The sequence below is a fragment of the Streptomyces sp. NPDC001231 genome, from assembly GCF_042896885.1.
GTDB lineage: Bacteria > Actinomycetota > Actinomycetes > Streptomycetales > Streptomycetaceae > Streptomyces.
This window is the reverse complement of record NZ_JBIAXS010000038.1, coordinates 23,077-35,652: the sequence shown is the minus strand read 5'-3', so window position 1 is coordinate 35,652 and position 12,576 is coordinate 23,077. Positions and strand designations below refer to the sequence as shown.

Genomic DNA, 12,576 nt, shown 5'->3' with positions numbered 1-12,576 from the left:
CGTCCCTACGCCCCGAGCATCCCGGTCCACAGATCGGGGAAGTCCGGCAGTGTCTTCGCCGTCGTCGCCACGTCCTCGATCTGCACGCCCTCGACCGCCAGGCCGATGATCGCGCCGGCCGTCGCCATGCGGTGGTCCTCGTAGGTGTGGAAGACCCCGCCGTGCAGGCGGCGCGGGCGGATGCTCAGGCCGTCGGCCGTCTCGGTCACGTCACCGCCGAGTTCGTTGATCTCCTTGGTCAGCGCGGCCAGACGGTCGGTCTCGTGCAGCCGCAGATGGGCCACGCCCCGCAGGGTCGAGGGCGAGTCCGCGAGCGCGGCGACGGCCGCGATGCCCGGGGTCAGCTCGCCGACCTCGCCGAGGTCCACGTCGATGCCGTGCACGGCACCCGAACCGGTGAACACCAGGCCGTAGTCCGTGAGTTCGCAGGAACCCCCCATCTCGGTGAAGATCTGCCGCAGCCGGTCACCCGGCTGGGTCGTCCGGGCCGGCCAGTCCGGGATGACGACCTTGCCGCCGGTCACCAGCGCCGCCGCGAGGAAGGGCTGGGCGTTGGACAGGTCGGGCTCCACGACCAGGTCCCGGCCGAGCAGGGCGCCCGGGGTGACCCGCCAGACGTTCGGCTCGCCGCCCGACTCGGGGGTGTCCACCTGCGCGCCGACCGCCCGCAGCATGTCGACCGTCATCCGGATGTGCGGCAGCGACGGCAGCGACGACCCGGTGTGCCGGACCTCCACGCCCTGGTTGAAGCGCGGTCCGGACAGCAGCAGGGCGCTGACGAACTGGGACGAGGAGGAGGCGTCGATCTCCACCGGCCCGCCGTCCAGCGCGCCGCTGCCGTGCACGGTCATCGGCAGCGCGCCGCGGCCGTCGTCGTCGATCCGGGCGCCGAGGACGCGCAGCGCGTCGATGACGCCGTCCAGCGGACGCTCGTACGACCGCGGGTCGCCGTCGAAGCGGATGGGGCCGTCTGCCAGCGCGGCGACCGGCGGCAGGAAGCGCATCACCGTGCCGGCGTTGCCGACGTCGACCGTGGCCGGGCCGTGCAGCCCGGCGGGGATCACGCGCCAGGCCTCCCCGGTGCCGTCCGGCCCCACGCCCTCGTCGATGCCGACGCCCATGGCCCGCAGCGCGCCGGCCATCAGCAGCGTGTCGCGGGAGCGCAGCGGGCGGCGCAGCCAGCCCGGCTCGGAGGCGAGGGCGGCGAGCACCAGGGCGCGGTTGGTGACGGACTTCGACCCCGGCACGTGGACCGTCGCGTCGACGGCTCCGCTCGCGTGCGGGGCGGGCCAGAGGGCGGTGTGCGTGGGGTTCGGGGCCATGGTCCCCACCTTAGGGCCTGTTCCGAGTTCCCTGCCTGCGCCCCGACGCCCTGGCACGCACGCTCGGCGCACGGCACCGCAGGACAGTGGCTCCGCCACGTGACCTGCGACACCGCGCCCGGCGACGAGGGACGGACGAGGGAGAGCGGAGGGACCGCCTCACCCCGTCAGCAGCCACCGCCCGCCGCCGATCAGCGAGCACAGCGACACCGCGTGGAACAGGAACAGCCACAGCGCCGCCGGGACGTGCGTCAGCCGCGACAACTGGTCCGCGTCCGAGTCACCGGCGCCCCCGCGCGCCCGCTTGGCCTGGAGCTCGAAGGCCGGGCGCACCCCGCCGAGCAGCAGGAACCACACCACCGCGTACGCGAACGCGGCCTGTACCTGGGGCCCGGTCAGCCAGGACACCAGCAGGAACGTGCCGCCGGTGAGGAGCACGGTGAGCGCCCCGTAGGCGTTGCGGATCATCACCAGCATCGCGACCAGCAGCGCCGTGGCCACCCACAGCAGCAGCGTGATGCGACCGGTGGCGAGCAGGGCCGCGCCGCCCAGGCCCAGCAGCGGGGGAGCGGTGTAGCCGGCCGCCGCCGTGAGGATCATGCCGATGCCGTGCGGCTTGCCCCGGCTGACGGTCAGGCCGCTGGTGTCGGAGTGCAGGCGTATGCCGGTCAGCGTGCGTCCGGTGAGCAGCGCCACCAGCCCGTGACCGCCCTCGTGCGCGATGGTGATCGCGTTGCGCGAGACGCGCCACAGGCCGTGCGGGACGACCACCGCGAGCGCGGCGGCCGCGGTGGCGAGCACCACCCACACGTCGGGATCGGGCTGGGTGCCGACGAGCCGGTCCCAGAGATCGGGCAGCGCGGTGGCGGCGAGGCTGTCCATGTTTCCGAGTGGCTCCCTGTCCGTGTGCGCGGTCTGGCAGTGTTGCACGTATGTGTGGACGGTATGCAGCGAGTCGCGGCCCCGAGGACCTCGCGGGAGTCTTCGAGATCCAGAAGTGGGACCCGGAGGAGACCCTGGAGCCCGACTACAACGTGGCCCCGACCAAGGAGGTCCACGTCGTCCTGGACCGTCCCTTGAAGGACGCCGACGACCGTCGCCCGGTTCGCCAGTTGCGGAAGCTGAGGTGGGGACTCGTCCCGTCCTGGTCGAAGTCCCCCGAGGGCGCCGCCCGGATGATCAACGCGCGCGCGGAGACCGTGCACGAGAAGCCGTCGTACCGCCGCGCCTTCGCCACCCGGCGCTGTGTCGTGCCCGCCGACGGCTACTACGAGTGGGTCACCGGCACCCAGGAGCGGGATCTGGAGGTCGAGGGCAGGCGCAAGCGGCCGCGCAAGCAGCCCTACTTCGTGACCCCGGCCGACGGATCGGTCTTCGCGATGGCCGGGCTCTACGAGTTCTGGCGGGACCGGACACTGCCCGACGACCACCCGCGGGCCTGGTGGGCGACCTGCTCGGTGATCACCACGGACGCCGAGCAGACCCCGCTGGCGGTGGCCCCGGCCGAGGGCCCGCGCTCGCTGGCCGACATCCACCCCCGGATGCCGCTGATGCTGACCCCCGACCGCTGGGACGCCTGGCTGGACCCGGCCCGCACCGACCCGGACGACCTGCGCGCGCTGCTCACCCCGCCGGCCCCCGGCCTGATGCGCGCCTACCCGGTGTCCACGGCCGTCAGCAACGTCCGCAACAACGGACCGGAGCTGCTCGAGGAGCTCGCGGCACCGGAAGAGGGCACACTCTTCTGACTTCGGCGGCGTGGGCGGCGTGAGCAACATGAACGACATGGACATGAGCGACGTGAGCGAGATCGTCGAGACGGAAGCGGGCGCGGCGCGGATCACCTGGCACCGGGCCCACGGGGCACGCCTGGTGCTCGCCGTGGGCCACGGAGCCGGCGGCGGTGTGGAGGCCCGCGACCTCCAGGCCCTGGCGCGCGCACTCCCGGCGCACGGGGTCACCGTCGCACTGGTCGAGCAGCCCTGGCGGGTGGCCGGCCGGAAGGTGGCACCCGCGCCGCGGACGCTGGACGCCGGCTGGCGCGGCCTGTGGCCCGCCCTCACCGGGCCGGGGCTGCCGGTGGTCGCGGGCGGCCGGAGCGCCGGGGCGCGCGTCGCCTGCCGTACGGCGGCCGAGCTGGGCGGGCACGCCGTGCTCGCCCTCAGCTTCCCGCTGCACCCGCCGGGCAGGCCCGAGAAGTCCCGCGCCGACGAGCTGCTCGGCGCGGGGGTGCCCACGCTCGTCGTCCAGGGCGGCAACGACCCGTTCGGCAGGCCCGGGGAGTTCCCGGAGGGTTCCTACCGGCTCGTCGAGGTGCCGTACGGCGATCACGGCTTCGCCGTGCCGAAGCGGGCGGGGATCACGCAGGAGCAGGTCCTGGAGATCATCACCGAGGGCGTCGCCCAGTGGACCGCGTCACTCCCGTGACCCCCGGGAATGCCTGGCGGACCGCCGCTGTTGAGCCGGACAGTAGTGCCGCTCAGCGGCGCCGACGTCACACGAGAGGAAGTCCGCCGCATGGGTTCGACCGTTTGCCCGAGCCGCAGCAGCCGCACTGACCTGGACTGGACGGTGCTGCACGCGGCGAGGACCGCTCCAGTTCGAGCGGCGGCAGGCACGGGTCGTCGTCTATCCTCCGATTCGAGTGGAACCGCATTCGGTGCCACGACATCGCTTGAGGAGGTGGGTCCGGTTCCCGGTACCGACGCAGGGACCGACAACGGCCAGGCGGAGCAGCCCGAGGGCCGGGGCACGGGCGTGGGCGCATCCGCGGAGTCGACGGCCCAGCGCAGCGCGCGCTTCGAGCGGGACGCGCTGGAATTCCTCGACCAGATGTACTCGGCCGCCCTGCGCATGACGCGCAACCCGGCCGACGCCGAGGACCTGGTGCAGGAGACGTACGCCAAGGCGTACGCGTCCTTCCACCAGTTCCGTGAGGGCACCAACCTCAAGGCGTGGCTGTACCGGATCCTCACCAACACCTTCATCAACTCCTACCGCAAGAAGCAGCGCGAGCCGCAGCGCAGTGCCGCCGAGGAGATCGAGGACTGGCAGCTCGCGCGTGCCGAGTCGCACATGTCGACCGGTCTGCGCTCCGCCGAGTCGCAGGCGCTCGACCACCTGCCCGACTCGGACGTGAAGGAAGCGCTTCAGGCGATCCCCGAGGAATTCCGCATCGCCGTCTACCTCGCGGACGTAGAAGGCTTTGCGTACAAGGAGATCGCGGACATCATGGGGACACCCATCGGGACGGTGATGTCCCGGCTGCACCGGGGCCGCCGTCAACTGCGCGGCATGCTCGAGGACTACGCCCGCGAGCGCGGACTGGTCCCGGCCGGCGCCGGAGAGTCGAACGAAGCGAAAGGCTCGGGCTCATGAGCTGCGGAGACCCGCACGAGACGGACTGCAGTGAGGTACTCGACCACCTCTACGAGTTCCTCGACAGTGAGATGCCGGACATCGATCGCACCAAGTTCGAGCACCACTTCGAGGAGTGCTCGCCGTGCCTTGAGAAGTACGGCCTGGAGCAGGCCGTGAAGAAGCTGGTCAAGCGGTGCTGCGGACATGACGACGTCCCCGCCGACCTGCGCGCCAAGGTCATGGGGCGGCTCGATCTGATCCGCTCCGGCCAGGCCGTCCCCGAGCACGACGTGACCGCGGCACCGGTGACTCAGCAGGAGTCCTGACCCGCCGCGCGCGGACACCCGCGCGTCGCCCCGTCGGCTCCCTTCGCGCCTGCCGCCCGCACCCGGCACCGCCCGCACCCGGCGCTCGCACAGACGTCGGACGCGCCTCGGAGATGCTTGCGGACCCGTTTCGGGCACCCACCCGGACGCTCTTCACCCGAACGTGCTAATCCCCGGGTCTTCGGCCCGTGGACTCCCGGCTGTGCGCCCTACGCTCCCAGGGGAGAGGCATGACGGGGGAGGGGCGGCATGGAGGCGGTTCCACCGCGGGCCCGTGCGTACGTCGCCTGTGCCGCCCTTGGTGCCGTGGCCTGTCTGCTGCCGCTGCCGGTGACGCACACCCCCTGGTGGGCGGTCGCCCTGCTCACCGCGGTGTACGCCGGGTGCAGGCAGTTCGCCCGGTGCGGCTTCGCCGGACCCTTCTACCCCGTACTGCTCGCGGCGGCCTTCCTGCTGCCGCCGCCCGTCGCCGCGCTCGTCCCGCTGCCCGGCGTCCTGCTCGCCCGCGCCGGACGGCGGCCCGAGGGGCTGCGCCGGATCTGGCGCGCCGCGCAGCTCGCCCTCGCGGTGTGGGCGGCCGCCCGGGTGCACGGGGCGCTGGGCGGCCGGGACGCCGTCGACGGGTGCGACTTCCCCTACGTCCTCCTCCCCGCGGGTGCCGCCGTGCTCGCCTTCTGCCTGGCGCTGACGGCGCTGGACGGCGGGGTCCTCGCGCTCGCCGAGCACGTGCCGGTACGGCGGGCCTGGCAGGGGCTGTTCGCCCGGTCGCCGGCGCCCATCGCGGTGCACGGGCTCGCGGGACTGATGATGGCCGTGCTGTGGCGCAGCCCCTACGGGCCGGTCGCCGCGCTGCTCGTGCTGCTGCCGATGTGCGTGTCCGGCTGGGTGTACGCCCAGTACCACCGGGAGCGGTCCGCGCACCGGGCCACCATCCGCGCGCTGGTGCAGGCCGTCGACATCAAGGACGGCTACACGCGTGGGCACAGCGAGCGGGTGGGCCAGGCCTCCATGATGATCGCGCGCGAGCTCGGCATGGACGACGAGCGGGTCGAGGTGCTGCGGTTCGCCGGCATCCTGCACGACGTGGGCAAGCTGGGCGTCCCCACCCGGCTGCTGCGCAAGGACGGGCCGCTGACCCCCGAGGAGCGGCGCGTGATCGAGCTGCACCCCGAGTACGGGCACGAGATGGTGCGCGGGATCTCCTTCCTGGGCGAGGCGCGCTCGGCGATCCTGCACCACCACGAACGGCTCGACGGAGGCGGCTACCCGTACGGACTGATGGGTGGTCAGATCCCGGAGAGCGCACGTGTGGTGGCCGTCGCGGACGCCTTCGACGCGATGACGTCCACCCGGTCCTACCGGCGGGCCCGGCCGGTGCCCGCCGCGCTGGCGGAGCTGGAGCGCTGCGCGGGGAGCCAGTTCGACCCGCGGATGGTCACGGCGCTGGTCCGGGCCCTGGACCGGTACGGCTGGCACCCGGCGGTCACCGCGCAGGACGGTACGCCCGTCGCCCCGCCGGCACCGTTTTGTGCCGTCCCCGGCACCACGGGCCCGGCGGCGGCTCCCGGCGGCGCGGAGGACACGCCCGTCGTTCCGGCGGCGGGCGCCGCCGCCGGGGACGGCGGCCCCGGCGGTGCGCCGGAGCGGTCCGCGGGCGGCCGGCCGGAAGCCCGTCGATGAGCCGGTCCCTCCTGCTGCTCCTCATCCGCGGCTCGGCGGTCCTGGTCGCCCTGCTGTCCCTCGCCGTCACCCTGTGGACCGGCCTCGAGGAACGCGGGGCCGCCCTCGCCTTCGGGCTGCTGGTCCTCGTCGGTGAACTCGCCCGGTGGACCGGGTCGGAGGCCCGGGAGGCCGCGCCGCTCGGCGCCGCCGGGGCGCTGTCGTACGCCCTGCTGGGCGAGGACGCCGGCCGATCCAGCCACCACGGCGCCTTCCAGGTCGTCGCCGTGGTGCTCGCCGCCTGCCTCCTGGGCGGTGTGCCGCACATCGCGCGCGGGTGCGGGCGGACGCTCGACCACCTCGTGCGGCGGATCCTCACCGTCGCCTTCGCCGCCGTCTGCTTCCAACCCCTCTACGGCAAAGGGGTGTTCCGGGGGTGGGTCGGTCCGGCGTACGCCCTGCTGCTGCTCGCGCTCCTGGTGCTCACCGCGCTGTGCGGCGCCGTTCTCGCCGCCGCGCAGGCGCACTGCCGCACCCGGTGGCCGTTCGGCCCGCTGCTGCGGGAGGAGCTGCGAAGCCTGCTCGGGATCGGCTCGGCGGTGTGCGCGACCGGCGCGGTCATGGCCCTCGCCGTCGCCGTGGCCGGACTGTGGGCGCTGCCCGTGTTCTCGCTGCCGCTGCTGCTCACCCAGCTGTCCCTCCGACGGTACGCGGCGGTGCGGAGGACCTACCGGCAGACCATCGCCTCCCTGGCCCGGGCCACCGAGGTCGCCGGGTACACCCCGGCCGGGCACGCCCGGCGGGTGGCCGCGCTCAGCCGGGCCGTGGGCCGGGACCTGGGCCTGATCGAACCGGAGCTGACCGTGCTGGAGCACGCGGCCCTGATGCACGACATCGGGCAGCTCAGCCTGGTCGACCCGGTGCCCGCCGGGGCCACCGCGGGGCTGCCCGCCGAGGAGCAGCGGCGGATCGCGCTGCTCGGCGGGGCCGTGGTGCGGCAGACCGGGGTCGACTCCCGGGTCGCGGTGGTGGTGGAGCGGCAGGCCGACCCCTGCCGGGAGCAGCCACTGCCCGCGCGGATCGTGCGGGCGGTCAACGCCTACGAGGAGAAGGCGCGCGACGCCGGGCCCGGCGGCCCGCTCAGGGCGCTGGAGGAACTGCGGCTGGCGGGGGCCGGCGCATACGCCCCCGAGGTGGTGGAGTCACTGGGCCGGGTACTGTCGCGGGACCGCCTGACGCTTCCCGCCGGGGGGTAACCCATGGGTAATGAGCGTCCCTCCAGTCGTACGTGGTTGGATGCGAATGAGAGGGTGTCCGGGGGCAGAAGCCGACCCACTCGACGGAACTGGCAGGCGGGAATCGTGAGGATCTTCGGCAAGGGACGGCACCGGCCCTCCGCCTCCTGGCGGCAGGCCACCGACCGGGCGTTCACGCTGATAGGCGACGGCCGGTACGAGGACGCGGGCGCGCTGCTGACACGCGCCGCCGACCTGGAGCCCTGGCTGGCCGAGTCCTGGTTCAACCTCGCCCTGCTGCACAAGTTCCGGCACGACTGGGAGCAGGCGAGGGCGGCGGGCCTGCGGGCCGTGGCCCTGCTGGAGAAGGAGACCGGCGCGCCCGACTGGTGGAACGTCGGCATCGCCGCCACCGCCCTCCAGGACTGGCCTCTGGCCCGGCGGGCCTGGCAGGCGTACGGACTGAAGGTGCCCGGAGGCGCGGCCGCCGCCGGGGAGCCGATGGGCATGGAACTGGGCAGCGCGGCCGTGCGGCTGTCGCCGGAGGGCGAGGCCGAGGTGGTCTGGGGCCGGCGCCTGGATCCGGCCCGGATCGAGGTGCTGTCCATCCCGCTGCCCTCCTCGGGGCGGCGCTGGGGCGAGGTCGTACTGCACGACGGCGTGCCCCACGGGGAGCGGACCACCGCGGCCGGCCACACCTACCCCGTGTTCGACGAGATCGAGTTGTGGGCGCCCTCGCCGGTGCCCACCTGGGTGGTCCTGCTGGAGGCCGCCACCGAGGCCGACCGGGACGCGCTGGAGCAGCTCGCCGCCGACGCCGGCTTCGCTGCCGAGGACTGGTCGTCGTCCGTACGGCTGCTGTGCCGGATGTGCTCGGAGTCGCGGATGCCGTCCGACGAGGGCGACGGCGTGCACCTCGACCCGCACGACCACAGCGAGCCGGGGCACCCCGGACCGCTCGGGCACCGCACCGACGGGCAGCTGTGGGTGCCGGAGCGGGAGTGCGGAGTGGCCGCTCCGGCCGCCCTGGTCCGCGGGCTGCTGGACGGGTGGGTGGCCGACAGCCCGGACTCGCGGGACTGGCGGGATCTGGAAGAGGTCTGTTGAGGACGCCGGTCCGCCTCGGGCCCGCCGGCGGACCCGTTGTGGCCGGCCGTGTCCTCCCGGCACAGTCGCATATCGGACACTCCTGGGCCGGGTCGGGGGCGCGGGCCCCGTACCCTGTATCAGAATTCACTCCCCGTTCTTGTCAGGAAGGCGTACGTCGGTCATGGCGCAGCAGGACACCGATCAGCAGCACGCGGGCGTGCTCCCCGTCGACGACGAGGGATACGTCGTCGACACGGAGGACTGCGAGGAGCGCGAGACGGCCTGGCGTGAGCGCGGCACCTCCCGGCCCATCACGGTCGTCGGGAACCCCGTGCTGCACAAGGAGTGCAAGGACGTCACCGACTTCGGCGAGGAGCTCCAGCAGCTGGTCGCCGACATGTTCGCCAGCCAGCACACCGCCGAGGGCGTGGGCCTGGCCGCCAACCAGATCGGCGTGGACCTGAAGGTCTTCGTCTACGACTGCCCGGACGACGAGGGCGCCCGGCACGTCGGGGTCGTCTGCAACCCCCGGCTGGTCGAACTGCCCGCCGAGCGGCGCCGGCTGGACGACAGCAACGAGGGCTGCCTGTCCGTGCCCACCGCCTACGCTCCGCTCGCCCGCCCCGACTACGCCGAGGTGACCGGGCAGGACGAGCAGGGCAACCCGATCAAGGTGCGGGGCACCGGCTACTTCGCGCGGTGCCTCCAGCACGAGACGGACCACCTCTACGGCTACCTCTACATCGACCGGCTCTCCAAGCGTGAGCGCAAGGACGCGCTGCGGCAGATGGCCGAGAACGAGCCGCGCTACCCCGTGGTCGCCAACGACTGATCCTCTGCCGCCCGTTGGGGCGCCAGTGGCCCGTGCGCACGGCGCCCGACCGGAACGTCCGGTCGGGCGCCGTACTTGTGTCCGTCACACATTCGATCCCTTGTGCGCTTCTGGTGATTCGTAATCAGTCACACAAGGGGAGATTCTCGGCATCCCGAAGTGATGAATGGAGCAAATCCATTCCCAGAACGGTCAGTTGTGGTGCTGAATGGGGGTGCGGGGATACGCGACGGCGTGCGCCCGGCACGGCGGAAGGGCGTGCGCCACCGGCGGCTGAGAGGGGTTTCTTCGTGCCAGCTTTCCCATACAGCACCACACCGACAACGACAGCGGTCGCAGTCCCACCAACGCTCGCGCTTCCGGTGATCGAGGCCGAGTTTCCCAGGCAGTTGCACGGGTATTGGCCCCAACCCCAGGAGAAGACACGCAGCTGGCTGCTGGAAAAGCGGCTCATGTCCGCGGACAAGGTGGAGGAACACGCCGACAGCCTCGGCTACACGGACCTCATGGCGGGGTACTTCATCGGCGCCCCCGACGAGGTGCTCCAGGCGATAGCGGACTTCAGCGCGTGGTTCTTCCTCTGGGACGACCGTCAGGACCGCGACGTCGTCCACGGCCGGCCCGCCGCCTGGGAGCGGCTGTGCCGCGCGCTGCACACGGCCCTGGACTCCCCCCAGGACCACCTGCACCACCAGGACCCCCTGGTCGCGGGGTTCGCGGACACTGTGCTGCGCTTCTACTCGTTCCTGTCGGCGCGATGGAACGCCCGCTTCGCGCGGCACTTCCACGCGGTGATCGACGCCTACGACCGGGAATTCCAGAACCGCATCGCGGACGTTGTGCCCACGGTCGAGGAATACCTCGCGCTACGCCGGTTCACCTTCGCCCACTGGATCTGGACCGACCTGCTGGAGCCGAGCGCCGGCTGTGAACTCCCGGACGCCGTCCGCAAGAATCCCGCGTACCGGCGTCCGGCGCTGCTCAGTCAGGAATTCGCCGCCTGGTACAACGATCTGTGTTCACTGCCCAAGGAAATAGCGGGTGGCGAGGTGCACAATCTCGGTATCAGTCTCGTCAAACACGACGGGCTGAGCCTGGAGGAGGCGACAGCGGAAATGCGCGGGCGCCTCGAGGGATGCGTCTCCGAATTCCTGATCGCGGAACAGGAGGGATTGCGTTTCGCCGACGGCCTCGCGGACGACACGGTACGGGGAAAGGAACTGAGCGCCGCCGTGAGGGCCTGCCTCGGCAATATGCGGAACTGGTTCAGTTCCGTCTACTGGTTCCACCTCGAGTCCGGCCGGTACATGGTCGACAGCTGGGAGGACCCGGCCACACCCCCGTACGTCGACAACGAAGGGGCAGGTGGGAAATGACCGCCGAATCGGTGCGGTCGACAGCCCGGCACAACGCCCCGGGCCCGCAGGAGCCACCGGTGGCCGGGGGCGGGGTGCCGCTTCTCGGCCACGGTCTGAAACTGGTCCGCGATCCGCTGGCCTTCATGTCCCAGCTGCGCGACCACGGCGACGTCGTCCGGCTCAAGCTCGGCCCGAAGACGGTGTACGCCGTCACCACGCCCGCCCTCACCGGCGCGGTGGCCCTCAGCCCCGACTACATCATCTCCGGCCCGCTGTGGGAGTCCTTGGAGGGCCTGGTCGGCAAGGAGGGGGTGGCCACCTCCAACGGCGCGCTGCACCGGCGCCAGCGCCGCACCATCCAGCCCGCCTTCCGGCTCGACGCCATCCCCGCCTACGGGCCGGTCATGGAGGAGGAGGCGCACGCGCTCACCGAGCGCTGGCGGCCCGGGGAGACGATCGACTGCGCCTCGGAGGCCTTCCGGATCGCCGTGCGCATCGCGGCCCGCTGCCTGCTGCGCGGCCAGTACATGGACGAGTGCGCCGACCGGCTGTGCGACGCGCTGGCCACCGTCTTCCGCGGGATGTACCAGCGGATGGTGGTGCCGCTCGGGCCGCTGTACCGGCTGCCGCTGCCGGCCAACCGCGAATTCAACCGCGCGCTGGCCGATCTGCATCTCCTCGTCGACGAGATCATCGCCGAGCGCCGGGCGTCCGGCCGGAATCCGGACGATTTGCTGACGGCATTGCTGACGGCGAAGGACGACAATGGCGAGCCCATCGGGGAACAGGAGATCCACGACCAGGTGGTCGCGATACTCACCCCGGGCAGCGAAACGGTGGGCGCCACGATCATGTGGCTGCTCCGGGTGCTCGCGATACACCCGGAACACGGTGACCGGATCCGTGCGGAGGTCGAATCCGTCACCGGCGGCCGTCCCGTCGGATTCGACGACGTCCGCAAGCTCACGCACACCAACAATGTCATCGTGGAGACGATGCGTTTGCGGCCCGCCGTATGGGTATTGACGCGGCGGGCGGTGACCGAGACCGAACTCGGTGGCTATCGCATTCCGGCCGGGGCGGACATCATCTACAGCCCGTACGCCGTCCAGCGCGATCGGCGCTCGTATCCGGACAACCTGGAGTTCGACCCCGACCGCTGGCTTCCGGAACGCGCCAAGGACGTACCGAAATACGCCATGAGCCCGTTCAGTGTGGGCAACCGCAAGTGTCCCAGCGACCACTTCTCGATGGCGCTTTTGAGCCTGTTCACCGCCGCGGTGGCGACGAAGTTCCGCTTCGAGGAGGTTCCCGGGTCGGACGGCACGCCCCGGGTCGGTATCACCCTGCGCCCGCAGAAGATGCTGGTGCGCCCGGTGCTCAGGTGACGTGAGC

12 protein-coding genes are annotated in these 12,576 nt (G+C 72.3%); 10 read left to right on the top strand and 2 right to left on the bottom strand.

The window, feature by feature from the left end:
• Positions 1 to 5: 5 nt before the first annotated feature.
• Positions 6 to 1,322: a 3-phosphoshikimate 1-carboxyvinyltransferase gene (gene aroA / locus ACFY3J_RS33560; RefSeq protein WP_384171582.1), complete on the bottom strand. Its 1,317-nt coding sequence runs from the start codon at positions 1,320 to 1,322 to the stop codon at positions 6 to 8.
• 159 nt (positions 1,323 to 1,481) lie between these two features.
• On the bottom strand, positions 1,482 to 2,204 hold the full coding sequence (locus ACFY3J_RS33555; protein WP_384171580.1) for a M50 family metallopeptidase: 723 nt from the start codon (positions 2,202 to 2,204) through the stop codon (positions 1,482 to 1,484).
• A gap of 50 nt (positions 2,205 to 2,254) precedes the next feature.
• Between ACFY3J_RS33555 and ACFY3J_RS33550 the strand changes: the two genes are divergently transcribed.
• The 10 genes from ACFY3J_RS33550 to ACFY3J_RS33505 all read left to right on the top strand — a co-directional run bounded on the left by ACFY3J_RS33550 (position 2,255) and on the right by ACFY3J_RS33505 (position 12,569).
• Positions 2,255 to 3,070, top strand: coding sequence for an SOS response-associated peptidase (locus ACFY3J_RS33550; protein WP_384171577.1), 816 nt, complete (start codon positions 2,255 to 2,257; stop codon positions 3,068 to 3,070).
• Between the two features lie 28 nt (positions 3,071 to 3,098).
• On the top strand, positions 3,099 to 3,749 hold the full coding sequence (locus tag ACFY3J_RS33545) for an alpha/beta family hydrolase (protein ID WP_384172593.1): 651 nt from the start codon (positions 3,099 to 3,101) through the stop codon (positions 3,747 to 3,749).
• Between the two features lie 255 nt (positions 3,750 to 4,004).
• On the top strand, positions 4,005 to 4,700 hold the full coding sequence (sigR, locus tag ACFY3J_RS33540) for an RNA polymerase sigma factor SigR (RefSeq protein WP_384171574.1): 696 nt from the start codon (positions 4,005 to 4,007) through the stop codon (positions 4,698 to 4,700).
• Positions 4,697 to 5,008 (top strand): mycothiol system anti-sigma-R factor, encoded by a 312-nt coding sequence (gene rsrA, locus ACFY3J_RS33535; RefSeq protein WP_384171571.1) that lies wholly within the window; start codon positions 4,697 to 4,699, stop codon positions 5,006 to 5,008. The genes sigR and rsrA overlap by 4 nt, the downstream gene beginning before the upstream one ends.
• Before the next feature lie 249 nt (positions 5,009 to 5,257).
• Positions 5,258 to 6,688 (top strand): HD-GYP domain-containing protein, encoded by a 1,431-nt coding sequence (locus ACFY3J_RS33530; protein WP_384171568.1) that lies wholly within the window; start codon positions 5,258 to 5,260, stop codon positions 6,686 to 6,688.
• Positions 6,685 to 7,923, top strand: a complete 1,239-nt coding sequence (locus ACFY3J_RS33525) for an HD-GYP domain-containing protein (RefSeq protein ID WP_384171565.1) — start codon at positions 6,685 to 6,687, stop codon at positions 7,921 to 7,923. Before ACFY3J_RS33530 ends, ACFY3J_RS33525 begins: the two co-directional genes overlap by 4 nt.
• Positions 7,924 to 8,028: 105 nt before the next feature.
• Positions 8,029 to 9,009, top strand: a complete 981-nt coding sequence (locus tag ACFY3J_RS33520; RefSeq protein WP_384171562.1) for a tetratricopeptide repeat protein — start codon at positions 8,029 to 8,031, stop codon at positions 9,007 to 9,009.
• Positions 9,010 to 9,172: 163 nt separating this feature from the next.
• Positions 9,173 to 9,823, top strand: a complete 651-nt coding sequence (def, locus tag ACFY3J_RS33515) for a peptide deformylase (RefSeq protein WP_384171559.1) — start codon at positions 9,173 to 9,175, stop codon at positions 9,821 to 9,823.
• Positions 9,824 to 10,113: 290 nt separating this feature from the next.
• A complete protein-coding gene (gene cyc1, locus ACFY3J_RS33510; protein ID WP_384171556.1) occupies positions 10,114 to 11,199 on the top strand; it encodes an epi-isozizaene synthase in 1,086 nt (361 codons plus the stop codon).
• Positions 11,196 to 12,569 (top strand): cytochrome P450, encoded by a 1,374-nt coding sequence (locus tag ACFY3J_RS33505; RefSeq protein WP_384171553.1) that lies wholly within the window; start codon positions 11,196 to 11,198, stop codon positions 12,567 to 12,569. The genes cyc1 and ACFY3J_RS33505 overlap by 4 nt, the downstream gene beginning before the upstream one ends.
• The last annotated feature ends 7 nt before the right edge of the window (positions 12,570 to 12,576 follow it).